Annotated in this window: 26 protein-coding genes; 5 read left to right on the plus strand and 21 right to left on the minus strand. The window is 65.0% G+C overall.

The annotated features are described in order from the left end of the window. Positions 1–17 precede the first annotated feature (17 nt). The 3 genes from QGG75_08490 to QGG75_08500 form a co-directional block, all read right to left on the minus strand. Positions 18–1,637: an ATP-dependent acyl-CoA ligase gene (locus QGG75_08490; GenBank protein ID MDP6067275.1), complete on the minus strand. Its 1,620-nt coding sequence runs from the start codon at positions 1,635–1,637 to the stop codon at positions 18–20. After that, complete coding sequence (locus QGG75_08495; GenBank protein MDP6067276.1) at positions 1,630–2,190, minus strand: TRAP transporter small permease subunit; 561 nt, start codon at positions 2,188–2,190, stop codon at positions 1,630–1,632. The genes QGG75_08490 and QGG75_08495 overlap by 8 nt, the downstream gene beginning before the upstream one ends. Positions 2,191–2,390: 200 nt before the next feature. Beyond that, positions 2,391–2,603 (minus strand): dodecin family protein, encoded by a 213-nt coding sequence (locus QGG75_08500; GenBank protein ID MDP6067277.1) that lies wholly within the window; start codon positions 2,601–2,603, stop codon positions 2,391–2,393. A gap of 331 nt (positions 2,604–2,934) precedes the next feature. Between QGG75_08500 and QGG75_08505 the strand changes: the two genes are divergently transcribed. Further along, positions 2,935–3,153 carry a hypothetical protein gene (locus QGG75_08505; protein MDP6067278.1) on the plus strand — a complete coding sequence of 73 codons (219 nt, stop codon included), beginning with the start codon at positions 2,935–2,937 and terminating at the stop codon, positions 3,151–3,153. Positions 3,154–3,200: 47 nt separating this feature from the next. Here the strand turns inward: QGG75_08505 and QGG75_08510 are convergent, their stop codons facing one another. Together QGG75_08510 and QGG75_08515 are read right to left on the minus strand one after the other, a co-directional pair. Next, positions 3,201–3,602 (minus strand): hypothetical protein, encoded by a 402-nt coding sequence (locus QGG75_08510; GenBank protein ID MDP6067279.1) that lies wholly within the window; start codon positions 3,600–3,602, stop codon positions 3,201–3,203. Between the two features lie 17 nt (positions 3,603–3,619). Next, positions 3,620–4,630, minus strand: coding sequence for an NADP-dependent oxidoreductase (locus QGG75_08515; protein MDP6067280.1), 1,011 nt, complete (start codon positions 4,628–4,630; stop codon positions 3,620–3,622). Positions 4,631–4,708: 78 nt separating this feature from the next. Between QGG75_08515 and QGG75_08520 the strand changes: the two genes are divergently transcribed. Both QGG75_08520 and QGG75_08525 read left to right on the plus strand, forming a co-directional pair. Further along, positions 4,709–5,194 carry a glycine/sarcosine/betaine reductase selenoprotein B family protein gene (locus tag QGG75_08520; GenBank protein MDP6067281.1) on the plus strand — a complete coding sequence of 162 codons (486 nt, stop codon included), beginning with the start codon at positions 4,709–4,711 and terminating at the stop codon, positions 5,192–5,194. 18 nt (positions 5,195–5,212) lie between these two features. After that, positions 5,213–5,581 carry a hypothetical protein gene (locus QGG75_08525; protein ID MDP6067282.1) on the plus strand — a complete coding sequence of 123 codons (369 nt, stop codon included), beginning with the start codon at positions 5,213–5,215 and terminating at the stop codon, positions 5,579–5,581. Here the strand turns inward: QGG75_08525 and QGG75_08530 are convergent, their stop codons facing one another. Both QGG75_08530 and QGG75_08535 read right to left on the minus strand, forming a co-directional pair. Next, on the minus strand, positions 5,582–6,355 hold the full coding sequence (locus QGG75_08530; GenBank protein MDP6067283.1) for an enoyl-CoA hydratase-related protein: 774 nt from the start codon (positions 6,353–6,355) through the stop codon (positions 5,582–5,584). It abuts the gene before it with no gap. A gap of 49 nt (positions 6,356–6,404) precedes the next feature. After that, a complete protein-coding gene (locus QGG75_08535; protein ID MDP6067284.1) occupies positions 6,405–6,773 on the minus strand; it encodes a limonene-1,2-epoxide hydrolase family protein in 369 nt (122 codons plus the stop codon). A gap of 82 nt (positions 6,774–6,855) precedes the next feature. On the opposite strand from QGG75_08535, the gene QGG75_08540 reads away from it, so the two are divergent. Beyond that, on the plus strand, positions 6,856–7,311 hold the full coding sequence (locus QGG75_08540; GenBank protein ID MDP6067285.1) for a MaoC/PaaZ C-terminal domain-containing protein: 456 nt from the start codon (positions 6,856–6,858) through the stop codon (positions 7,309–7,311). Here the strand turns inward: QGG75_08540 and QGG75_08545 are convergent. The 3 genes from QGG75_08545 to betA are packed head-to-tail and all read right to left on the minus strand — an operon-like array spanning position 7,308 to position 10,598. Then, complete coding sequence (locus QGG75_08545; protein MDP6067286.1) at positions 7,308–8,264, minus strand: alpha/beta hydrolase; 957 nt, start codon at positions 8,262–8,264, stop codon at positions 7,308–7,310. The genes QGG75_08540 and QGG75_08545 overlap by 4 nt on opposite strands. A gap of 49 nt (positions 8,265–8,313) precedes the next feature. Continuing rightward, a complete protein-coding gene (locus QGG75_08550) occupies positions 8,314–8,961 on the minus strand; it encodes a cyclic nucleotide-binding domain-containing protein (protein ID MDP6067287.1) in 648 nt (215 codons plus the stop codon). Continuing rightward, the gene (gene betA, locus QGG75_08555) at positions 8,958–10,598 is read right to left on the minus strand and encodes a choline dehydrogenase (protein ID MDP6067288.1); all 1,641 of its coding nucleotides are present in this window, start codon (positions 10,596–10,598) and stop codon (positions 8,958–8,960) included. Before betA ends, QGG75_08550 begins: the two co-directional genes overlap by 4 nt. Before the next feature lie 70 nt (positions 10,599–10,668). Here betA and QGG75_08560 point away from each other — a divergent pair, with 70 nt between their 5' ends. Then, on the plus strand, positions 10,669–10,893 hold the full coding sequence (locus tag QGG75_08560; protein ID MDP6067289.1) for a hypothetical protein: 225 nt from the start codon (positions 10,669–10,671) through the stop codon (positions 10,891–10,893). Between the two features lie 87 nt (positions 10,894–10,980). Here the strand turns inward: QGG75_08560 and QGG75_08565 are convergent, their stop codons facing one another. The 11 genes from QGG75_08565 to QGG75_08615 form a co-directional block, all read right to left on the minus strand. Next, a complete protein-coding gene (locus QGG75_08565) occupies positions 10,981–12,444 on the minus strand; it encodes a trimethylamine methyltransferase family protein (protein MDP6067290.1) in 1,464 nt (487 codons plus the stop codon). Positions 12,445–12,466: 22 nt separating this feature from the next. Further along, a complete protein-coding gene (locus tag QGG75_08570) occupies positions 12,467–13,117 on the minus strand; it encodes a cobalamin-dependent protein (GenBank protein MDP6067291.1) in 651 nt (216 codons plus the stop codon). A gap of 15 nt (positions 13,118–13,132) precedes the next feature. After that, positions 13,133–13,927, minus strand: coding sequence for an enoyl-CoA hydratase (locus QGG75_08575; protein MDP6067292.1), 795 nt, complete (start codon positions 13,925–13,927; stop codon positions 13,133–13,135). Positions 13,928–14,194: 267 nt separating this feature from the next. Further along, positions 14,195–15,391 (minus strand): CoA transferase, encoded by a 1,197-nt coding sequence (locus tag QGG75_08580; protein ID MDP6067293.1) that lies wholly within the window; start codon positions 15,389–15,391, stop codon positions 14,195–14,197. An 18-nt stretch (positions 15,392–15,409) separates the two neighbouring features. Continuing rightward, positions 15,410–15,637, minus strand: a complete 228-nt coding sequence (locus tag QGG75_08585) for a hypothetical protein (protein MDP6067294.1) — start codon at positions 15,635–15,637, stop codon at positions 15,410–15,412. Beyond that, positions 15,561–16,271 (minus strand): isocitrate lyase/PEP mutase family protein, encoded by a 711-nt coding sequence (locus QGG75_08590; protein ID MDP6067295.1) that lies wholly within the window; start codon positions 16,269–16,271, stop codon positions 15,561–15,563. The genes QGG75_08585 and QGG75_08590 overlap by 77 nt, the downstream gene beginning before the upstream one ends. 30 nt (positions 16,272–16,301) lie before the next feature. After that, positions 16,302–17,333 (minus strand): DUF4392 domain-containing protein, encoded by a 1,032-nt coding sequence (locus tag QGG75_08595; protein MDP6067296.1) that lies wholly within the window; start codon positions 17,331–17,333, stop codon positions 16,302–16,304. 17 nt (positions 17,334–17,350) lie between these two features. Then, the gene (locus tag QGG75_08600) at positions 17,351–18,142 is read right to left on the minus strand and encodes an enoyl-CoA hydratase-related protein (protein ID MDP6067297.1); all 792 of its coding nucleotides are present in this window, start codon (positions 18,140–18,142) and stop codon (positions 17,351–17,353) included. Between the two features lie 180 nt (positions 18,143–18,322). Continuing rightward, complete coding sequence (locus tag QGG75_08605; protein MDP6067298.1) at positions 18,323–19,882, minus strand: fused MFS/spermidine synthase; 1,560 nt, start codon at positions 19,880–19,882, stop codon at positions 18,323–18,325. Positions 19,883–19,941: 59 nt separating this feature from the next. Continuing rightward, a complete protein-coding gene (pncA, locus tag QGG75_08610) occupies positions 19,942–20,577 on the minus strand; it encodes a bifunctional nicotinamidase/pyrazinamidase (GenBank protein ID MDP6067299.1) in 636 nt (211 codons plus the stop codon). A 19-nt stretch (positions 20,578–20,596) separates the two neighbouring features. Further along, on the minus strand, positions 20,597–22,132 hold the full coding sequence (locus tag QGG75_08615; GenBank protein MDP6067300.1) for an acyl-CoA synthetase: 1,536 nt from the start codon (positions 22,130–22,132) through the stop codon (positions 20,597–20,599). Between the last annotated feature and the right edge of the window lie 59 nt (positions 22,133–22,191).

Here is a 22,191-nt window from a genome sequence, read left to right on the forward strand (position 1 = left end):
GCTCCTGCCTTCCCGCTTCACCGCCTCACCACAATGCCCTCTCTCTCCCGGTCCCAAACCTCCCCCAGCCGCGCCTCAGCCGCCTCGCGGAGTTTGTATTTTTGTACCTTCTCGCTCATGGTGCGTGGCAGGTCCGGCACGAACTCGACGTATCTCGGCACCATGTAATAGGCCATGTTGGCCTGGCAGAAATCGATCAGCGCCTCGGGGGTGAGGTTCGAGCCCGGGCGCAGCACGACGCTGGCCATGACCTCGTCTTCGCTGGTCTCGGCCGCCACGGCGAAGGCGGCGACGTCTTCGACGGTTTCGTTCTTGAGGATGATTTGTTCGACCTCGTAGGACGAAATGTTTTCGCCGCGGCGCCTAATAGCGTCTTTTTTGCGGTCGACGAAGTACAAGTACCCGTCTTCGTCGACCCGGCCGCGGTCGCCGGTGTGGAACCAGAGATTGCGGAAAGCCTCCGCCGTAGCCTCGGGTTTGTTGTAGTAGCCCAGCGCCAGGTGCCAGGGGTCGCGGCCGCGCAGCACGATCTCGCCGACCTCGCCCGCCGGCAATTCAATGTCGTCGTCGACGACGATTCGAACCTCGACCTCGGGGCGCGTGCGGCCGGCGGAGGCCCATTTTTCCGGCGGGTCGGTGGGGCCGCGCAGCGTCACCATGCAGGTATCCGTCATGGCAAACAGCGAGGTGAACTCGAGGCCGAAGCGGTTTTGGAAGTCGTCGTAGAACTCGGTGGGCGTCGGCACGACCATGCATTGGCGCACGGGATTTTGGGCGTCATCGGGGCGGGCCGGCTGGGCCCAAATGAAATTCGTCATGGCGCCCAGCGAATTGAACTGCGTCGCGCCGTGCTGGCGGATTTCGTCCCAGAACGTCGAGACCGAAAAGCGCCGCGAGAGCGCGATCCCGGCGCCCGCCACCAGGGCCGGCATCAGGCTGGTGAGAAGGGCGTTGCCGTGCAGGAGCGGTAGGCAAACGAACAAGACATCGTCGGCGGTGTAACCATAGGCCGGCACGATATCCAGGCCGGACGTGATGATGGTGGCTTGGGCCCACATGTTGCCTTTCGAGGGGCCGGTGGTGCCCGAGGTGTAGAGCAGAAAGGCGAGATCGCTGAAGCGGGGCTCGCTTTCGGGGGGCTCGGGGGAGGCCCGCTCCAGCTCGGCGTAGTCGCTTACGGGGACCTTCAGGCGGCTGGCATGATCGGCAGCGAGCTCGCCCTGCTCGTCGAACACGATGACGTGCTCCAGGCCCTCGATGTCGCCCGCCACCTCGGCCAGGCGGTCGAAAAGCGCCGCCTCGACGATCACCGCCCGGGCGTCGGACTGGCGGATGTAATAGGCCAGGAGTTCCCCTTTGGCGGCCGTGTTGACCGGCACCGTCACGGCGCCCAGCTTGGCCAGGCCGAAATAGCACCAGAGGATCTCGGGGCAGTTGTTGAGCAGCGTCGCCACGTGATCGCCGTGCTTGACGCCGAGTTCCGCCAGGCCGTTGGCAAGGCGGTTGGATATCTTCTCCGTTTCGCCGTAAGTAAAGCTGCGCTCTTCGAAGCTCAGGAACTTCTGCTCGCCTCGTTCGGCGGCCAGCCTGCCCAGCAGGTTCTTGAAGGTGCGCTCATGGATTGGCAGGTCAATCATCGTTCTCGCCGGCCGCGGCCGTCTCACGGCGCTTGAGCGTCATCATCTCGAAGCGCAGCTCGCGCGGGCCAAAGAGAACCAATACCGTTTCCAGCCAGACGGCGATGCCCGCCAGCAGGGCCACGACCAGACCAATGAGCAGCACCGACTTGATCAGCCAGCGGTGCGAAAGCCCGACCAGGGAGGCCGAGATCTCGCCGATGGCGTAGGATTCGTAGGTGTAGATGAAGGCGAAATAGACCACCAGCGCAGCGAACGGCAGCAAAAAGAAGGAACACCCCAGGAACTCGACCCAGGCCTGGCTGCGAAAGGTCAGGCGCTCGTGCAAGAGATCGACACGGACGTGGCGGTTGTTGACGTAGCCCATGCCCAGCACCAGGGCAAACAGCCCCGTGTGCAGATGCCATTCCATCTCCTGCAGGATGGTGGACTGGAAGATCGCGCCTGCGTTCTCGATCAGCCACAACTGAATCCACACCAGCTTGCGAGCGAAGATGTCCCAGGCCGTGACCAGGATCAGCGGTATGATCAGCAGCGAGCCCCAACGGCCCACGCGGTCGCAAAAAACCCTCAGGAATTTTATTGTTAGCAGAGTGGCTTTGACCGGCATCCCCTCGCCCTACGCCAGTTCGTAGTGGAAATCCGTGGCCCGGCCCTCGGGCTCGGCTTTGAACACCACGCGCATCCGCGCCCTGGGCCGCCGCCTCAACGGCGGCTCGGAAGCGAACCCGAATTGATCGTTCGGATTCGGTATTACTCGTCTTCGAACCTGAATGAGATGTTGAGCCGCACGCGATAGCCCACGACCTTGCCGTCCTCGAGTTGCACGTCCTGCTTGACAACCTCGGCAACACGCAGATCGCGCAACGTCTTGCTGGCCCGTTCGATGGCGGCGGCGGCCGCCCTCTCCCAGGACTCCGAACTCGTGCCAACGATCTCAATCACTTTGTAGACGCTCTCGACCATGACAACCTCCCTATCTGAGATGTCCCGATGGCCGGTGCCGGGGCCGGCCATCCCCTATCGGGATCGGCGCGCGGCACCAAGCATCACGGATGCAGGCATCACAGTCGATTGTAGCGATTTTTCCCGCAGGCGTCAGCAAACCGGTGGGCGGGCAGAGGGACGCATTTATTCCTGTTTTTTCGCCTGCCGCGGTCTGGCGGGGGCTCGTGGGGGAGATCTGGCCTGTCTCCGCACCCCTTGATTTCTGCGACTTGATGACCTAGATACCGGGTTGCCGAATTGGCGAGGCTGTTGTGGGCCAGGGAGCCCAGCGACCTAGCAGAGTAGGACCATGAGCGAAACCAGCGCCGAGACCACCTCTTCCCCGACGCCCAGCAAGCCCGACTGTGCCTCTTGCCCGATGGCATCCTCTGACGGCGATAGCGGCGGCGACAAAGACAGCAAAGGCGGCAAAGACAGCAAAGGCGCTGGCCGCGGCGAGCGCCAGAAGCTGGTGACCCAGCGCTACCGCAGCAACTGGGACTCGATCTTCGGCAAGAAGCGCCGTTAGGCGCGGCCCGCAGGGCGCGGTCCGCAGGGCCGGCCAGAAGCCTGGCGCTACTCCTCGGAAAACTCTTCCAGCCAACTGGCGGCGGTGAGATTCTTGATCTCTTCGTCGAGCCTGGCGTTGGCCACCGCGGCGTCGCCGTTGCCGACGCCGCTTTTTCTTGTCATATGCTGGTGCAGGAAATCGGCCACGAGGCTGCCCACGGCATGGATGGCGTCGTGCCGGTCCAGGCCCTCCCGCATCAGGCGTCCGATGGTCTCGCCGGTGGAAATCTCGCCGCCCATCAGGATCTGGTTTTCCACCACCGCATGAATTGCCGCGTGCAGCAACTCGTTGGGCAGCTCCACCCCGGCCCGGCGATGGTAAGCCGCCACCAGATCTAGACATTCCTGCTCGTCCAAGGACTGCCAGGCCTCCGGATCGGGTGCCTGATGAGGATCGTAGCTATCCATGTCGCTCTCCCGCGCCGTTAGCCCGATTGCTCCGCCGCCACCTCGATCATGCGTTTACCGCGGTTCTCGCCGGCCAGCAGTCCGATCAGTGCCGCCGGGGCATTTTCCAGGCCGGGGATGACGTCTTCCACCACCACCAAGTCACCCGCTTCGGCCCAGGCCGAGAGCTCGGCCACGGCCTCGGCGTCGTGGGCGGCAAAATCCATGACGATGAAGCCTTGCAGCTTGAGACGCTTGACCACGATCAGGCCGGGGACGCCGCGGGGGCTCGACATATCCATGGTGTCGTATTGCGAGACGGCGCCGCAGCAAACCACGCGGCCGCCCTGGTTCATCTGGAAAAGCGCGGCCTCGAGCACGGCGCCGCCGGTGTTGTCGAAGTAGACGTCGATGCCGCCCGGGCAGGCCGCCGCCAGACGCTTGGCGAAGCCCCTTTCCCGGTAGTCGACCGCCTCGGCAAAGCCGAGCTCTTCGACCAGCCAGCGGCATTTGTCCGGGCCGCCGGCGATGCCCACGGCGCGGGCACCCTTTAGCCTGGCGATCTGGCCCACCAGCGAGCCCACCGAACCGGCGGCGGCGGAAACCGCCACGGTCTCGCCGGGACGCGGCGCGCCGATCCGCATGAGGCCGTGGTAGGCCGTCTTGCCGGCGATGCCAAAGACCGAAATATGATGGCTGAGCGGCCGCTCGGGCGGCACCGGGCTGGCCTCGGCCGCCGCCATGGTGGCGAATTCGGCCCAGCCGCCCTCGCCCGCCACCACGTCGCCGGCGGCGAAGGCTTGGGCCCTCGATTGCACCACTTGGCCGATGACGTAGCCATGCATGACGTCGCCCGCCTTGACCGCCCGGCGGTAGGTCGGGCCCTGCATCCAGGCGCGGTTGGCGGCATCGAGCGAGATCAGCAGCGTCCGCACCAGCAGCTCGCCGGCGGCCGGTCTCGGGACCTCGCTTTGCTGCAGCTCGAAATGCCCCTCCGCGAGCGCGCCCCGGGGGATTTCCCGGACAATTATCTGGCTGTGTTTAGGCATGATGCCGGCGATCCTAACCCGGATTGCCGAGACGCGCCCAGCACGCTTAGACTAGTCACGCAGCAGAAGGAGAACCCCATGCCGCCTTTTGACTACATCGCTTCCATCACCGACCGCTACCAGCGGCTGGGTTATCAGACCTATCGCTGGTTCCAGGCGGACGAGCCGCCGGCCTTCGCGCCCATGACCAAGCCGCTGGCCGAATGCAAGCTCGGCGTGCTCTCGACGGCGGGCGTCTACGTCAAGGGCCAGGTGGCCTACTATTACAAGGACGACACCTCGTTCCGGGCCATCCCCAAGACCACGCCGACCTCCGAGATCCGCTTCTCGCACCTCACCGAGCACTACCTGCCCGACGCCCGGCGCGACGCCAACTGCGTCTTTCCCATCGAGCCCCTGCGCCGGCTCGAGGCCGAGGGCGTGATCGGCGAGCTGGCGGAGGAGCTATATTCGTGCATGGGCGCCGTCTATTCGCAACGCCGCGCGCGCGAGGAGCTGATCCCCGCGCTGGCCGCCGAGTTCGCCCGCCAAGAGGTCGACGTGGTGGCGCTGGTGCCGTTGTGACCGGTCTGCCATCAGACCGTGAGTCTGATCGCCCGACACATCGAAGCCCAAGGCACGCCGACAGTGTGCCTGGCCAGCGCCCGCGACATCATCGCCGCCGGCAACTCGCCGCGCGCCGTCTTCGTCGACTATCCGCTGGGCCACACCACCGGGCGCCCCTTCGAGCCCGAAGAGCAAACCGCCATCGTACGCGCCGGCCTCGAGGCGCTGGAGGGCATCAAGGAGCCCGGCACCATCCTCGATCTCGGCTATAGTTGGCCCGACCCGGGCTGGCAGCGCGCCGAGGACGACATGGACAGCGGCGACGAGCGCGAGCCCCGCGGCGACCAGCCAGTCTACCAGTTCGAGGAAGACCGGCTGGCCGCCGAGGCGGCTTTGGCAGGGTAACTAACGCCAGGGACTGAAGTCGGGCGCGCGCTTTTCCAGGAAGGCGTTGGCCCCTTCCTGCTGCTCGCCGGTCTCGAAATACTTCGGGATGACGCGCGCCACCACGTCGTTGACGGTCGAGTCGATGAAGGGGTCGAGGTCGTCGCGGAAGGTCTGCTTGATGACGCGGAGACAGCTCGGGCTCAGGGCCAGGAGCTCCTGGCACCAGCGGGCCACCTCGGCGTCGAGCTCGGCGTAGGGCACCACAGCGTTGATCAGGCCCCAATCCATCATCTCGGCGGCGGTGTATTGGCGGCACATCATCCACATCTCGCGGGCCCGCTTGTGGCCCACCACGTGGGCCAGGTGCTGCACGATATGGCCCGAGGCCGGCGAGCCGACGCGCGGGCCGGTCTGGCCGAAGCGGGCATGGTCGGCGGCGATGGAGAAATCGCAGAAATAGGCGATGTGGTTGCCGGCGCCGATGGAATAGCCGTTGATGCGGGCGATCACCGGCTTGGGGCAATCGACGACCATGCGGTTGACCTTGAAGTCGAGGCCGTCGAGGCCACCGTCGGCCTCCCACTTGACGTCGCCGCCGACGCAGAAGGCCCGCTCGCCAACTCCGGTGAGCACCAGCACGCCGACCTCGGGGTTGGTGCTGGCGTCCTCGATGGCGTCCTGCATCTCCATGATGGTGTCGCCGGTGAAGGAGTTCAGCGACTTGGGCCGGTTGATGGTCATGGTGGCCACCTGGTCCTTGATCTCGTAGAAAATGTCCTTGTACTCAGCCATCTCGGAGGGTCCTTCTCGGTTGCCGGTTGGGGGGGGCTGCCGCCGCCGTTCAGGCGGCAGCGCTGGTGTAGGTAGCAAGATCGAAGTAGTCGCGCCAGACCTTGATTTTGCCCTCGGACATTTCGAAAAGCCCGAAGCAAGGCAGATCGACGCCCTTGTCACCGAGCCGCGTGCGGTCGACACGCTCGACGGCGACGCGGTCGTCTTGAGAGGTCAGGCTGACGATCTCCCACTCGGTGGCTGTCCAGTCCTTGATGAAGCCGGCGATGAAGCGCTCGACCTTGTCGCGGCCCTGGACCGGTTGGAACGGCATGTTGTGGTAGCAGCCGTCGTCGGTGAAATAGCCCGCCAACTCGGCCGCATCGAGGCGCGACCAGGCGGCGATGAAGTCGCGTACCAGGTTTTCGTTTTCGTTCATGATGGGTTCCCCGTGTGGCGGAGATTTGGCGATCGTCAGACTAACCCGTTAAGCTCGCCGCCCCCAGCTTTGAGGCACAATCATGGGTCTTTATTTCGAGGAGTTCGAGCTCGGCCACAGCATCACCACCGGCGCCCGCACGGTGACCGAGGCTGACGTGACTATGTTCGCCGGGCTCTCGGGCGACTTCAATCCGCTGCACTGCGACGCCGCCTTTGCTGCCCAGAGCCCTTTCGGCGAGCGCATCGCGCACGGCCCGCTGGCGCTGGGCATGGCTATCGGGCTGATGTCGCAGCAAAATCTGATCGATGGCACGGCGCTGGCGCTGCTTAACGTGAATTGGGACTTTCAGGGCGCGGTAAGGCTCGGCGACACCATCCACGCCCTGGTCACGCCGCTGGAGAAGCGGCCCAGCGCCAAGCCCGACCGCGGTGTCGTGAAGCTCGGTTTCGAGGTCGTGAACCAGGCCAGCGAGACGGTGCAGACCGGCAGCGCGACGTTGTTGATGCAGACGCGGGAGGGCCGAGGCGGGCCCTAGAACGCGACCCCGCGTTCCTCCAGAAACCGGGTCATGATATCGACGCAGACGTCCGGCTTTTCCAGCTGCAAGAGGTGCCCGGTGCCCGGCACGACCTCATACGGATACCCGAATTCGGCATGCAACGCAGCGTTCGAAAGCGCCGTCACGGCCGGGCTGGGCATCTCCGGGTCGCCGCAGATCATCTTCGCGGGACCGCCGTAACGGTCGATGCGGTAGGCGAACGTGGTCGGCGTCACGTCGAGGTAGACGGCGGCTTCGCGTTCGGGGCGGCAGACCAGGCGCCATTCGCCTGCCGAGACATCCAAACGCAGTACCGAGCGCGCCATCAGGTCGTGGGCGCCTGGCTGCCAGGAGCGGTTGGCCCGGGTTCCGGCGAAGACCTCGGCCAGTTCGCCGGGATCGTCGAAGCGGGTCCGGCGCGCCGTGGCCCAGGCCGCCAGCTTGCGTTGCGTCGCGGCGGCGGCCTCGTAGACCTCGTGCCCGGGCAAGGGCGGCAGCGGCGGGTCGAAGAGAAAAAGCGCATCCCAGCGCCAGCCGAAATCGGCGGCGTGCATCATGGCCGCCAGCGCCGACAGCGAATGAAAGGCACCGATGTTGGTGCCTGGGCCCAGGCGCTCGTCGACGGCCGCGATGATGGCCTCGAGATCGCGGGCGAAGCGGGGGAAATCGTGGGCCCCGGCGTGCAGCGGGTTGAGGCCGTGGTTGCGCTGGTCGAAGACGATAACCTCGAAACGATCGAGCAGCAGCCGCCAGAAGGGAAAGTAGCCGTCGCTGGCAAAGCCGTTGCCGTGGCTGACGAAGAGGCGGGCGCCACCGGCCCGGCCGTGGCGGCGCAGGCGGATTTGGGCACCGTCATCCATCATCAGCTCGAAGCTCTCCAGCGGCGCCGGTGGTTCGAGGGGCAGGACGGGGCTTGGGCTGGTCAACGAAGGCGTACAATCGATCGACACGCGGGACTCCTGGTTCAGCCGAGTTTGAACGGTGCCGCAAGCATAGCAACTACTGTTCGGGCTGGTCCTCGCCCTCATCAGCCACCAGGTCGGCGACCTCCGCCGGAGGCCCAGGCTCGCCCTGGGGCGTGGTGTCGCTCTCACGCAGCACGCTATCGCGCCTGTCGTGATGATCCTTGAAGACCGCTTTGAGTTCGAATACCGCCTCGTCGATGCGCTCCAGGTGGGCCACGGCCAGGTCGCTGACCGCTTCGCCGCCGGGCGTATTGAGGTAGTCGCCCAGGCCGGCGAGAAAGAAGTCGACGGCGCCCAGGTAGTCGTCGATGCTGCGGGCTCGGCGCATGTAGGACTGGTGGACGTTGCGCAGATTGGCCACCAGGATCTTGATCAGGCCCCTGACGAACTTGTCCGAGCGGTCCAATTTGGAGTCCAGCACGGCGCGGGGAAGGACCACGATGCTGGCAGCCTCCGTCGCCTGGGCGCCGGCCATGCGGGGGCTCTGGTCGATCAGGGCCATTTCGCCGAACATCTCGCCCTTGCCCAGATGGGCCAGGCTGACGCGTTCGCCGTCGACCGTTTTGAAGACCTCGACGCTGCCCGATTCGATGAGGAAGGCGGTATTTCCTTCGCTCCCCTCGTCGAAGACGATCTCGCCTTTGCGATAGAGTTTCTTGTTCAGGAATTCGGGGCTGCTCATCTACTGGTATCCTCACGCGGAACGCCGCGGCCACGGATGTGATCGGCCATCTTCTCGGCGATCATTATAGTCGGCGCGTTGATATTGCCGTTGGTTATCTGGGGCATGATCGAGCTGTCGACGACGCGCAAGCCCCCAACGCCGCGGACCCGGCCGGCGGCATCGACAACGGACGCGGGATCGCCGGCCTGGGCGCCCATGCGGCAGGTGCCGCAAGGGTGGTAGGCGGTTTCCACGGCGCCCCGGATGAAGGCGTCGATTTCGTCGTCCGATGTTACCTCGGCGCCCGGCGAAAGCTCGGCACCGCGATAGGGCGCGAAAGCCTCCTGGGCCAGCACCTCGCGGGTCAGCCGAAGGGCCTGGCGCATGGCCAGGATATCGTCCTCGTGGCTGAGGTAGTTGAACAGCAGGCTGGGGTGCTCGTGAGGATCACTTGAACGCAGCCTGAGGCGGCCGCGGCTCTGGGGGCGGTTGGGGCCGACGTGAACCTGGTAGCCCCAGCCCGGGGCGGCGGAGGAGCCGTCGTAGGCAATGGCGCCGGGCAGAAAATGGTATTGCAGATCGGCATAGTCGAGATCGGGACGGGAGCGGATGAAGGCACCGGATTCGAAATGGTTGGTGGCACCGAGACCTTGCTTGAAGAGAAGCCAACGCAAACCGATCGCCAGCTTGCGCCAGGGCGCAAGCTGGCGGTTCAGCGACACCGGCCGGGTGCATTCGACCTGCAGGAAGAATTCCAGGTGGTCCTGCAGGTTTTGGCCCACTCCCGGCAGGTGGTGGCGCACGGGCAAGCCGAATTCGGCCAAATGTTCGCCGTCGCCGATGCCGGCCAGCATCAGCAATTGCGGCGAGGCGAAGGGGCCGGCTGAAAGAATAATTTCGCGCCGCGCCCGGGCACGGTGGCGAACGCCGCCCTTTTCGTATTCGAGGCCCACCGCCCGGCCCTCGTCGAAAAGAATTTCCCGCGTCGTGGCAAAAGTCTCCAGCGCCAGGTTGGGGCGCCCCAGCGCCGGCTTCAGGTAGGCGCCGGCGGCCGAACAGCGCCGGCCCTTGCGCACCGTCATCTGCATCGGGCCGAAGCCTTCCTGCTGGCGGCCGTTGGGATCTTCGGTCGAGCCATAGCCGGCCTGGCGGCCGGCTTCGGCAAAGGCCCGGTAGAGCGGGTTTCGCATGCTGCCGGCGCTGATGCCCAAGGGACCATCGTGCCCCCGGAAGGCCGCGTCGCCTCCGGCGAAGCTTTCGGCCCGGCGGAAATAGGGCAGCACCTCGGCGAAGCTCCAGCCCTCGGCGCCGGCCTGGGCCCAGGCGTCGAAGTCGCCGGCATGGCCGCGCACGTAGACCATGCCGTTGATGGCCGAGGAGCCGCCGATGACCTTGCCCCGGGCCTGCTTGATGCGCCGCCCGTCGAGGCCCGGCTCAGGCTCGCTCAGGTAGCCCCAGTTGAAGCGCGGCAGATTCATGGCCAACGAAAAGGCCGTCGGCATGTGGAGCAAGAGGTTGTTGTCGCGGCCACCCGCCTCCAGCACCAGGACACTGTCGCGGCCGGATTCGCTCAAACGATTGGCCAGCACGCAGCCGGCCGACCCGGCGCCCACGACGAGATAATCGAAGCTGCGTTCGCCAACCATATCCTGCATGTCGATTTCGTCCCCGACCCGATAGCGGCCATCTTGCCCCTCTCGGGTACAGCGGCATAGGTTAGTTCGCGTGTCGGATGATGGCGAATTTCTCGACCGCCTGGCGGCCGCCGTGCGCCGTCATTTCGGCGCCGACGCCCGGGCGCCGGTCTTCGAGCTTGAGGAAGGCGACGATTTGGAGCGGGGCTTCGTCATGCCCTTCATCGCCGGCGAGACCCTGCCGCGGCACATCGTACGCGATCCGGCCCTGGCCGAGGCCCGGTGGGAAATGCGGGCCAGTCGTCATTCATATTGATAAATAACAACTATTCTTCCGAGTTCAGCGCTGAACTCGTTTCTTTTGGCCAACCGAGGGGCCTCAAGACAAAACGGCGCCGCCGCGCTATTCGAGTTCCGTTACCGGTAGCTGGTCCATGCCGTGTTGGGCGGCGTAGGCGGCGATGATGCGGTCGGCTTCGCGTTTGCGTTCGGGGTCGATCTGGCGGGGCGTGTAGTCGGCCAGGATCTCAGCCACGCGCGCCCGGGCCCGGCCGAAGGCGTCCTTGCTGCCTTGGGCCTCGAATTCCCGGCGCTGGCCGCGGTCGATGAGGTCGGAGGGCAGGAAACATTCGTCCTTGAACCACTTCAGTGTATGGGGGGAAGAGAGAAAACCCGTGGTAGTGGCACCGCGTTCGATGATGACATCGAGCGCCAGGGCCTCGTCGCCGGTGTCGATGGGCCGGATCAGGCGCTTGGCCATGCCGCAGATCTCGTTGTCGATGAGCAGTTTCTCGGTGCTGATGACGTTGGCGTACTCCAGCGTGCCCGAGCCGCGGATGAGGTTGATGCGCGCCAGCGCCATGGCATTGAGCGCCGCCCCGGTTTCCTCGCCGGCCTGGTAGTCGACGCATTTGCTGTCGGCACGGCCGGTATTGGTCGACGAAGGCAAGCCGAGCCGCTTGGCGATCTGGCCGATGGCGGCGCCCATGATGATGGCCTCGCTGGCGGCCTGGCAGGCCGTGCCCTTGCGCATGTCCATGATCGAGGGGCCGCCGCCGAAAATCACCGGCGCGCCCGCCCGCACGGTCTGGCTGACCACGATGGTGGCCAGGTTCTCGGCCGTGTGCTGGACCAACGTTCCGGCCAGTGTCACCGGCGACGAGCCGCCGGCCAGCGGGATCGGAATCATCAGGGTGGGAAAGTTCTTCTCGGCCAAAAAGACGGCGTTCTCGGCCACCACGTCGGTCAGGCCCAGCGGCGACGAGGGATTGACGCAGAGGAGCGCGATGGGCCGCTGCGAGAGAGCCTTGTCGCCACCGGCCAGCGCCGCCATGACGCCCCAGATGACGGCGATGTCGTCAGTGCCGAAGGCGCCGCTGAACATGGGTTTCGGGGAATAGAGCAGCGCCAGGTAATAGCGGTAGGCGCTGACGATGGGCTTGGGCACGTCCGAGGGCACGAAAGAGCCGCTTTGCAGATCGATGTGGTCGCAGCGGTCGATGATCTTGGTGTGGTTGACGAGATCTCGCGAGGTGGCTTCGCGCAGGCCCTCGGTGTCCGGATCGTAAACGTAGGGCACCGTCGAGCCGGCCACGAAATTGACCTCGTCGCCGGCCAAGACGATGGGGGCGTCGCGGTCCTGGCGGTAGAGCCTGACCTCCGAGGGGCAGGTCTTGAGACAGCCTTCCAGCAAATCGCGGCCCAGCCGCAGGCGCTCGCCATCGCGTTCGACGCCGGATTGGCCGGTCAGCATGTCGAGCACCCGGTCGCTGCCCACATGGACGCCGACGCGGCCCAGCACCTCGAAGGCGCCGTCGATGATGCGGTCGGTTTCCGCCTCGCTCAGGAACGTCAGTCGCGGTTGCATGCCCTACTCCCGGAAAACGCATTCATTCGTTGATGCCGACCAGAACACGAACCTTGTCCAGTGCGTCGATGGCGTCGGCGCCGTAGGCATCGGCGCCGATCTCGTCGGCCCAGCGCTGGTTGGCCACGGCACCGCCGATCAGCACCCGCACCTGGTGGCGCAAGCCGGCCTGGGCCAACGCCTCGACGACGTCGGCCTGCACCTGCATGGTGGTGGTGAGCAACGCCGACAGCCCGACCACCTGGGCCCCGCTGCGTTTGACCTCGTCGACGAAGCGTTCGGGCGCCACGTCACAGCCCAGGTTGACGACCTCGAAGCCGGCCGCCGAGAGGGTGACAGCCACCAGCTTCTGGCCCAGATCATGCAGATCTCCCTTGACCGTACCGATGACCACGGTGCCGCGTTTTTTCAGTGTGCTGCCGCTGGCCTCGAGCGCCGGGGTCAGCAGCTCGACGGCCTTGGCGAAGAGCTCGCCGCCGATCACCAGTTCGGGAATGAAAACGCTGCCCTCGGCGAAGCGCGCACCCAGTTGCTCGAGACCGGCGGCCAGGGCATCGGCGATCTCCAACGGCGGCACTTCGGCCGCCAGTTCGGCACCGACCCAGGCCAAAACCTCGGCTTCGCGGAGCCCGCAGACCGCCTCGACAACGTCGAAATCGGGATCCTTCGCCATACCACGCCCTCCTGATCAAGAACCCGTAAATTTGGGCGCACGCTTTTCCTTGAAAGCCAACCGTCCCTCGGCGTAATCGGCGCTGTCGAAGCAGGCCGCAACCATGGCCTCGAGCGCCGCCAGGTCGCGATCCTGGGGATCCCTGCAAGCCTCGCCGACGGCGCGTTTGGCGGCCCGGATGGTGAGCGGTGCGTTGGCGGCGATGCTTTCGGCCAGCTCGCGAACCGTGGTTTCCAATTCGGCCGGCGGCACCAGGCGGTTGATGAGCCCGATGCGCAGCGCCTCTTCGGCCGAAAGCCTGCGCGCCGTATACAGGATCTCGCGGGCCAGGGCCGGGCCCACCAGGTCGTTGAGCACCTTGACGCCGGCAAAGCCATAGCCCAGCCCCAGCCGCGCCGCCGGAATGGCGAACTGGGCGCCCTCGGCGGCGATGCGGATGTCGGCCGCCAAGGCCGTGGCCAGGCCGCCGCCCAGGCAGTAGCCCCGGATCATGGCAATCAGCGGTTTTTCGAAATTGGCCAGCGCCGTACGGCCGCCCTCCGAGACCCGGGCGTATTCCTCGGCCGCCTCGGCCGAGGAGCGCTTGTCGTCGAACTCGGAGATGTCGGCCCCCGAGACGAAGGCCTTGTCGCCGGCCCCCGTCATGACCACCAAGCGCACCGCCGGGTCCTGTTGAAAGGCCGGCAGGATCTCACCCATGGCCTGCCACATTTCCAGCGAAAGGGCGTTGTGGCGCTGGGGGTTGTTGAAGGTCATCCAGCCGATGGCGCCTTCCCGGCGGGCGAGCATTTTCTCCGTTGCCAGCTTCATTCAGTACCCACTTTCACATTAGGATGGCACGTCTGACGGCCAGGAAGGACCACCGGCCAGGAGCGCGGCCCGCCGTGATGGTGGTCCATCACAAGGGCCGCGGGACGACGTCCGATGGTCCTTCATGGCCGCCTTTCGGGTCGCTTTTCCGGCGCTGTGGAGGGCGTCAGCAGCGCTTGCCGATGGCCCCGCATCGGCGGCCCGCTGCTTCCTACCCACAGCGCCGGCTAAGCGATCAGACGTACCATCCTAATGTGAAAGTGGGTACTAAATCACCCTTCGAGCGCGCAAGTCGGCCAGGGCGGCGCTGTCGTAGCCCAGGGCGCTGAGGATCTCGTCGTTGTGCTGGCCCGCTGCCGGGGTCGCGAGGCGCGCCTGTTGCGGTCTTTCGGCGCCCTCCAGATGCACCGGCTGGCCGACGATGGCGAGCTTGCCTCGTACCGGGTGCTGCATCTCCCAGGCAATGCCCAGGTGTTGGACCTGGGGATCGTTGAAGGTTTGGTCGATGCTGTTGATGGGCCCGCAGGGCACACCACGGGCGTTGAGTTCCTCGACCCATTCGGCGCTGGAGCGTGTCGCCGTGATGGCGCCGATCTCGGCATTCAGGAGTTGGCGGTTCTTGGACCGAGCGCCGGCCGTGGCAAAGCGTTCGTCCTGGGCCAGCTCAGTGGCGCCGATGTGGTCGAGCAGGCGCTCCCACAAGCGGCCGCCCGGCGCCGCGATGTTGATGGCACCGTCGGCCGTGGGAAAGACGCCCATGGGGATGCCGGTGGGATGGTCGTTGCCGGCCTGGCCGGGCACGTCGTGGTCGATCAGCCAGCGCGCCGCCTGGAAATCGAGCATGCTGATCATGGCCTCCAACAGTGAGGTGTGGACCCATTGCCCTTTTCCCGTGCGGCCGCGTTCGATCATGGCCAGCAAAATGCCCTGGGCCAGGTACATGCCGGCGGCGAGGTCGGCGATGGGGATGCCGACGCGCACCGGTCCCTGGCCCGGGAGACCAGTGATCGACATCAGGCCGCCCATGCCCTGGGCGATCTGGTCGACGCCGGCGCGGCTGCTGTAGGGGCCATCCTGGCCAAAGCCCGAGATGGAGCCGTAGATGAGCCTGGGATTGTGGGCCTGGAGGCTGTCGTAGTCGACGCCGAGCCGGTGCTTGACCTCGGCCCGGAAGTTCTCCACCACGACGTCGGCCTGGGCCACCAGTTCGAGAAAGATGCGGTGGCCGTCGGGGTTCTTGAGGTCCAGCGTCAGGCTGCGCTTGTTGCGATGCAGGTTGAGGAAATCGGGTGCCGCGCGCGAGCCGCCGACGCCGTCGTTGTCGCTGCCGGGATCGGGCGGCACCTCGATCTTGATGACGTCGGCGCCCCAGTCGGCGAGCTGGCGCACCGCCGTGGGCCCGGCCCGGGCGTGGGTCAGGTCGAGCACGCGGATATCGGCAAGCGGCAGGGGGGTATCTGTCATGGGATTCTTGTCTGTTGTTCAGTTTTCGACGGTTCGGGATTCGATGTCCAAGAGGCGCTGGAGATCGATGGTGGCATGTTGGGCTTCCTGCAGCTCGCTCCAATCCTGCGGCGGCCGCGAGGTGATGGCGAATCCGTCAGCCATTTCGGCATAGACGGCGCGCATGGCTTCATAAGCCGCCAGCAGCGGCGTCGACGGATCGACCAGGATACGAAATCCCAGCGCCCCCATGTCGGCCGGCGTCATGTCCATGCCGGCCAGCCAGCCCGGCCGCAAGAACAGCATCAGCGGCCCCTCCAGGCGCTCGCCGACAAAGCGCACGTCGTCGGCCGTTAAAGGGCAGCGGCAACAGCACGTCGGCACCGGCGGCACGGTAGGCCTCGAGGCGGCGCAGCGCATCGTCCATGGAACTGGCGCGCACGCCGTTGGTGCGGGCGATGATCAGGGTATCCGGATGGCGCCGTGCCGCCACCGCCTCGCGCACCTTGTCGACCATCTCTTCGAGCGTCACCATGTGCTCGATGCCGACGTGGTGATGGGCCCGCTTGGGCAGGATCTGGTCCTCGATCTCCAGGGCCGCGAAGCCGGCCGCCTCGGCCAGCGACACGGTGCGGTGCATGTGCATGGGATCGCCCCAGCCGGCGGCCGCGTCGAGGATCAGCGGCAGCTCGCAGGCACTGCGGATCTCCAGCCCGGCCTGGGCCATCTCGGTCAGCGTGAGATTCGCCTCGAGGTGGGTGTTGAGGTAGCCCGAGGCACCGCCGCCGAGGTAGAGCGCGCGAAAGCCCGCCTCGGCGGCCATCCTGGCCATCAGCGGATTGAGCACCAGCGGCGCGCAAACCGGTTCGTCAGCCTCGATCATCTGGCGCAAATTTGACACGTCCGGTGTTCCTTCATGCTGCGGTCGATTCTAATGCGCCACGCCCAGGTCCGGCTCCTGGAGATTGAGCCGCACCATGTTGCCGAGCAACTGGACGATGGCCTGGGAGCTTTCGCCCTCGCAGTTGTCGATACTGAAGGCGGTGGAACAGTTCATGGCCTCCAGGCCGCCGGCGGCCAGGCAATCCCTGAGAAGGCGGCCCTCCATCTCGGGCCCGTGCATGAGGTCGGGATTACCGAGCAGGAAAGCCAGCGCCGCCTCGACGCCGTAGGCGCCCCAGTTCGAGATCATGGCCGGAATCAGCACGTCGGTCTTGACCGCACAGACGTTGCCGCCCGGGCTGCCCTCGGTCTGGCTCTCGCGGCCGAAAGGCATGATCTCCTTGGCCTCATCGTGGATGCGGCCGAAGCCGACCTCGTTGCCATAGTCGCCGATGCCGACGCTGAAGACGCCGCGTGCCGCCGCCTCGTCGACGACCGGGCTAAGGTCGAGAAGCTCAAGCTCGGGCCCCAGGACCCAGCCCGTGGCCGAATGCACGATGCCGTGCTCGCTGGGCCCCACGCGCTCGATCGAGATCACCGCCTTGGGCTGGAATTCGTCGCAGATCGCGGCGGCCCAGGCCGCCACCTCTGAGGCCTGCGTGGGCGCCACGGCCAGCGCCGCACCCAAGCGCTGGCGGGCCTCGTCGGGGCTGCGCACCATGATATGGGCGGCCTCGCTGCTGGCCACGATGGGGTCTCTGTGGTTGGCCTCGCAGACGTAGACGGGAACTGCCCCCAGCCCCTTGTGGAGCGCCCGGGCCAGAGCCGCGGCGCCGGGCGGGCCGTCGTTCTCGCCCTTGGGCAACCAGGGCGGGCAACCGGCACCGGTCATGATGAAAACCACATCGCCCTTGCCCACCGCCGCCACCAACCCCTCGGCGGCCCGCAGGCAGAGCGGCCGGCCGCCGCCCTCGCGTCGCGCCGCCTCGTAGAGCGGCAGAAGCGTGTCATAGGGCACGGCCCGGTTCTTGAACTCGATGGAGATCAGGCGGTCGATATTGTTGCCGATGGTCTCGGGCATGGCTGTTCCTCCAGCGCCTACTCTCCGCGGAACTGGGGTTTGCGCTTTTCCGTCATGGCGGCAACGCCCTCGGCGAAGTCGGCGGAATCGATGAGCATGCTTTGGACGTAGACGTTGTGTTCCCACTCCGCCGCCAGGGTCGATTCGAGGCCGCGCCGGATGCCCTCCTTCATGGCCCGGAGCGCCAGCGGCGGCCCGGCGGCGAGCTTGGCGGCGAGCTTGCCGGCGGCCTCCATCAGCGCGTCCGCCGCCACCACCTCGCGCACCAGGCCGATCTCCTGGGCCTCGGCCGCCGCCACCCGGCTCCCCAGCATCAGCATCTCGTTGGCCTTGGCCAGGCCCACCAGGCGGGGCAGCAGGTACATGCCGCCGAGCGGCGAGAGCAGGCCGAGATCGATCCAGGATTCGCGAAAGACGGCGTCTTCCGAGGCAATGCGGAAATCGCAGGCCAGGGCAATCTCGCAGCCCGCCCCGGCGGCCGGGCCATTGACGGCGGCCACGGTCGGCTTGGGACAGAGCTTGACGGCGCGCACGCCGGCGCCAAAGAAGCTGTAGACGGTGTTCTTCACCTCGAAGGGCCGGGCTTCGGTGAGCTCGACCAGGAAATCGTAATCGCCGCCGGCGGAGAAACCCTTGCCGGCGCCGGTAATCACCACCACCCGCACGGCATCGTCGCCGCCCAAGTCCTCGAAGGCCTCGATAATTTCCTCCATCATCGGCGGGATCAGGGCGTTGAGCACGTCGGGCCGGTCGAAGGTGAGCCAGCCGATGCCGTCTTTCTTTTCGACACGGATGTACTTGTAGGTCATGGAACCTCGCTGCTTTTGGAAATGTCCGTCTGGAGACCTCGGGGACCATCATGCACAATCTGGGCGGCGGGCACGAGTCGGCGGGCCGGTGGCGCGGCCAAGCAGATCATTAGCCCGCATTTGCCGCCTGTTCCGATCCGCCACTGGGTTTGGTCACCATCCTGCGTCGCTTCACGGCTTTTAGTTCACCAACATTCTTGGCGACATGGATTTTGCGAAGCGTTTTCGCAATCTTAGACTGGCATCAGAAAACAACACGGAAAAAACGTTATGATCATCGGAATAGGGCTCCGAATCACCAAGAAGAAATGGATTGATCTTCCGGACCTCTGTGACTGAAATATTAACCATACTGGCCACCCGGGCATGCACATCAGTTGATTCCATTTGGTATTTTTCGGGTCTTTCACCAGCAGTTCCAACGATGAAAATATTGCCCCCCTGAATACCGGAAAGAAATATGTTGGGAAAAGCATAGGCCACGGTTGCCATCAGTCGAAAATTTGGCTCTTTGTTAAATTCATCAAAACCAGTATTCATTATCACAGGCCCTTTGTCTTTCAAGCAATTTCGCAAATCCAGAAAAAACCCCTTTGTCATTAGATAGTCCGAGACATTATCCCCCCAAAACAAATCGACTATTATGACATCGAATTTGTTGTTACATCTACGAACGAATGTTCGTGCATCTTCAAGGTAGATATTCACTCGATTGCGGTCAAATCCAAAATTTTCAGTTGCGGCCCGCAGCGCTGTTGGATTTATTTCCATAACCGACACCTCAAGACCGTGTTGACTCAGGTGCCGCGGGACAATACCCGCACCAAGTCCCAATACCAAGGCATCACGCGCCTTCGGTGCGTAGATATGAGCAAAGGACTCGAGAACGTAGGTGTACATGGTTGCTGATTGATAATTCAGAGTCGTTTGATTTTGAATTAATCCATCTTGAACAAGGTATCTTTCGGTGGTGTCCGGCGCCTTTCTGGATTGCACATCCGCCACCTTGATATTACCGAACACCGATGTGTACTCGGCGCGAATTTTGAATTCGAGATCTGCGGAGGATGATGAGTCTATTAGTTCCAAATAGAGATTTCTTCCCATGAAAAACAACCCGACAAATACCGTCATGGCTAGACCGCCAATCAGAAGACGCCGCTTATCTATCCGAGGGAGTGAATTTGAAAGTAACACCAAAATCATGGCCGCACCGCACATTATCAAACCCAACAACAGAACTGCCCGGTGATTCGTCATATTAGGAATGAAAACAAAGGCCGTCACAATGACACCCAGCACCGAACCCAAGGTGCTGATGAAGAAAACTCTTCCGGCGCCCGCATCCCCGGTCCTGTCTTCGCGACGTTGCAAGCATATCAGCAGAGGATTCATCGCCGACAATGCGACCAACGGCAGCGCCAGGAGCAAGGTGGCGCCGAGGAAGCTTCCGACAATCAAGTTTCCCTCGGCCAGAATCTTGAATGTAATCGGATAGATCGCGGCGGCGACGACGATCGAGGCCGTCGAGAGCAATGGCGCCGCCAGGAAGCGGGTCTCGAGGGTTTGCTCGCCATGGCGCTGGGATAGACGTCCGCCGAAATGATAGCCGACTGCCAGGAACAACAACGTTGTCGAGAGAATGCCCGACCAGATATACAGGCTGACCCCGAAATAGGGGGTCATGATGCGTGACGCCAGCACCTCCAGCGAGAGCGTCACCGCACCGGTCAGGAACACCAGGGCCTCGTTGCGATTTATCGTCAAATCAGGAATTCCCTTGCCAGGTCGTTCACTTGTCAGGAAATCTCGGCCGCCGTCACGATGCGCACACCGGCCTCGGTCATGGCCTGGTGCGCCGCCGCCCTCGAGCCCTCGAGGTCGATGTAGCGGGTGGCGTCGTCGATGACGAAGGTCTCGAAGCCGGCCGCCACCGCATCCAGGGCCGAATAAAGGACGCAATAATCGCCGGCCAGGCCGCCGATGAAGAGGCGCTTGAAACCGCGTTCGCGCAGGTAGCCCTCGAGGCCTGTCCGGGTCGTACGGTCGTTCTCGGCGAAGGCCGAATAAGAATCGATTTCAGGGTGAAAGCCCTTGCGCACCACCAGCTCGAAATGATCTGTCTCGAGCTCAGCATGAAACTCAGCGCCCACCGTGCCCTGGACGCAGTGGTCGGGCCACAGCGTTTGCGGGCCATAAGGGAATTCCATGCTGCTGTAGGGCTCTGCTCCATGGACCGAGGCGAAGGAGCGATGGCCGGCCGGGTGCCAGTCCTGGGCCGCCACGGCGCTGGAGAAGCGTTCGGCCAGGCGGTTGAACACGGCCACCACGGCCGAACCCTCGGGCACCGCCAGGTTGCCCTGTTCGCAAAAATCGTTCTGCACGTCGACGACCAGAAGAACGTCGCCCTGGGTCGGCTTGATGATCTCGCTCATGGCACCCGGTCCTTCCCCATCATATGTTGCGACCGGTGCCCTGCCAGTATGGATCGCGCAGCCGGCGTTTGAAGATCTTGCCCGAGTCCTCGCGAGGAAGGTCGCCCTGAAATTCGATGACCCGCGGGATCTTGAAGGCTGCCACGTGCTCGCCGAGGTGCTGGCGCACCGCCTCGGCGCTGAGTTCGGCGCCGGCCTCGGGCTCGATGTAGGCGCACAGCTCCTCGCCGAATTCCTCATGGGGAATGCCGAAGACGGCACAGTCATGGACACCCGCCAGCGAGCCCAGAGCCGCCTCGATCTCGGCCGGGTAGATGTTGACGCCGCCCGAGATCACCATGTCGTTCTTGCGATCGCAGAGGAACAGATAGCGGTCCTCGTCCAGGTAGCCCATGTCGCCCACGGTGACCAGGTCGTCCCAGCCGATCTCGCGGCGTTTGTCGTCCTTGCCGTGGTAGGTGAAGTCGGGGTAGGCGTGGATGTTGAGATAGATCTCGCCGACCTCTCCGACCGGCAACTCCTTGCCGTCGTCGCCGCGGATGCGCACCTGGCCGCCGCGCACCGGGGTGCCCACGGTGCCGGGCTTGGCCAGGGCCTGGTGGCTGTCGTTGAAGATGACGATGCCGGTTTCGGTGGCGCCGTAGTATTCGCCGATCACCGGCCCCCACCAGTCGATCATGCGCCGCTTGACCTCGGGCGGACAGGGCGCGGCGCCGTGGACCACGAATTCCAGCGAGGAGACGTCGTAGCGCGACCGAACCTCGGCCGGCAGCTTTAGGAGCCGCATGAACATGGTCGGCACCATGTGCATGTGGCTGAGGCGGTGGATATCGATCAGACGCAGCAGTTCCTCGGCGTCGAAGCGCGGCTGCAGCACCACCAGGCCCGGCTGCTGCACCGCCCTGAGGCCGTAGGAGTTGGGCGCCGAGTGGTACATGGGCCCGGTGATGGCCGCGCGGATTTCCTGGCCGGGAAGGAATCCGAAGCCATGGGCCACGGTCTCGGTGATGCGGGCGGCGTTTTCCGGGGTGGCGGGCCGGCGCCGCACGCCCTTGGGCCGGCCGGTGGTGCCCGAGGTATAGATGATGTTGGCTCGCAGGCGCTGGAGCGGCCCGCTCCAGGGTTCGTGGCCGCTGCTCCAAGCGTTCCAGTCGAGCGTGCCCGGCGGTAGCACGCAGGCCTCAGCCGCCAAGCCGTATGCGGCTGTGACCTCGGGCGGTGTCGGCATCAGTAGCGCCGTCACCCCTGCCGGCAGGTCGCCGGCGAGGACGGGATAGAGGTCGGCGTGCATCACGATGACCCGGGCGCCGCAGTCCTCGAGCATGTAGAGCGCCTCCTCGGTCACCGAATGCCAGTTGATGGGCACGGCATAGGCGCCCAGGAGCGCGGCCGCGGCGGCGACCTCGAAAAGGGCGAAATCGTTGCGCAACATCATGGCGATGGTGTCGTTCTCGCCGATACCCAGATCACTGAACGCCGTTGCCGCGCTGGCCGCACGCTGGGCCAGTTCGTCCTGGGTCAATTGGCGTTCGCCGCTGATGATCAATCCCGCCATGGCCGAATTCTGCCGTGCTTTGGCGCATTTTCCCAGCGCTGCTTGACCCGGACGCCCCG

The organism is Alphaproteobacteria bacterium, assembly GCA_030740435.1.
In the GTDB taxonomy this organism is placed as follows: domain Bacteria; phylum Pseudomonadota; class Alphaproteobacteria; order UBA2966; family UBA2966.

Bases quoted from the DNA above. Each gene is read 5' to 3' on its own strand.
- QGG75_08505 (MDP6067278.1), top strand. From the start codon at position 2,935: ATGAGCGAAACCAGCGCCGAGACCACCTCTTCCCCGACGCCCAGCAAG.
- QGG75_08585 (MDP6067294.1), bottom strand. From the start codon at position 15,637: ATGACGCCGGCCGACATGGGGGCGCTGGGATTTCGTATCCTGGTCGAT.
- QGG75_08520 (MDP6067281.1), top strand. From the start codon at position 4,709: ATGCCGCCTTTTGACTACATCGCTTCCATCACCGACCGCTACCAGCGG.
- QGG75_08595 (MDP6067296.1), bottom strand. From the start codon at position 17,333: ATGCCCGAGACCATCGGCAACAATATCGACCGCCTGATCTCCATCGAG.
- QGG75_08550 (MDP6067287.1), bottom strand. From the start codon at position 8,961: ATGAGCAGCCCCGAATTCCTGAACAAGAAACTCTATCGCAAAGGCGAG.
- QGG75_08570 (MDP6067291.1), bottom strand. From the start codon at position 13,117: ATGGCGAAGGATCCCGATTTCGACGTTGTCGAGGCGGTCTGCGGGCTC.
- QGG75_08500 (MDP6067277.1), bottom strand. From the start codon at position 2,603: ATGGTCGAGAGCGTCTACAAAGTGATTGAGATCGTTGGCACGAGTTCG.
- QGG75_08515 (MDP6067280.1), bottom strand. From the start codon at position 4,630: ATGCCTAAACACAGCCAGATAATTGTCCGGGAAATCCCCCGGGGCGCG.
- QGG75_08600 (MDP6067297.1), bottom strand. From the start codon at position 18,142: ATGACCTACAAGTACATCCGTGTCGAAAAGAAAGACGGCATCGGCTGG.
- QGG75_08615 (MDP6067300.1), bottom strand. From the start codon at position 22,132: ATGGCGGGATTGATCATCAGCGGCGAACGCCAATTGACCCAGGACGAA.
- QGG75_08575 (MDP6067292.1), bottom strand. From the start codon at position 13,927: ATGAAGCTGGCAACGGAGAAAATGCTCGCCCGCCGGGAAGGCGCCATC.
- QGG75_08565 (MDP6067290.1), bottom strand. From the start codon at position 12,444: ATGCAACCGCGACTGACGTTCCTGAGCGAGGCGGAAACCGACCGCATC.
- betA (MDP6067288.1), bottom strand. From the start codon at position 10,598: ATGCAGGATATGGTTGGCGAACGCAGCTTCGATTATCTCGTCGTGGGC.
- QGG75_08580 (MDP6067293.1), bottom strand. From the start codon at position 15,391: ATGACAGATACCCCCCTGCCGCTTGCCGATATCCGCGTGCTCGACCTG.
- QGG75_08540 (MDP6067285.1), top strand. From the start codon at position 6,856: ATGGGTCTTTATTTCGAGGAGTTCGAGCTCGGCCACAGCATCACCACC.
- QGG75_08535 (MDP6067284.1), bottom strand. From the start codon at position 6,773: ATGAACGAAAACGAAAACCTGGTACGCGACTTCATCGCCGCCTGGTCG.
- QGG75_08490 (MDP6067275.1), bottom strand. From the start codon at position 1,637: ATGATTGACCTGCCAATCCATGAGCGCACCTTCAAGAACCTGCTGGGC.
- QGG75_08510 (MDP6067279.1), bottom strand. From the start codon at position 3,602: ATGGATAGCTACGATCCTCATCAGGCACCCGATCCGGAGGCCTGGCAG.
- QGG75_08530 (MDP6067283.1), bottom strand. From the start codon at position 6,355: ATGGCTGAGTACAAGGACATTTTCTACGAGATCAAGGACCAGGTGGCC.
- pncA (MDP6067299.1), bottom strand. From the start codon at position 20,577: ATGAGCGAGATCATCAAGCCGACCCAGGGCGACGTTCTTCTGGTCGTC.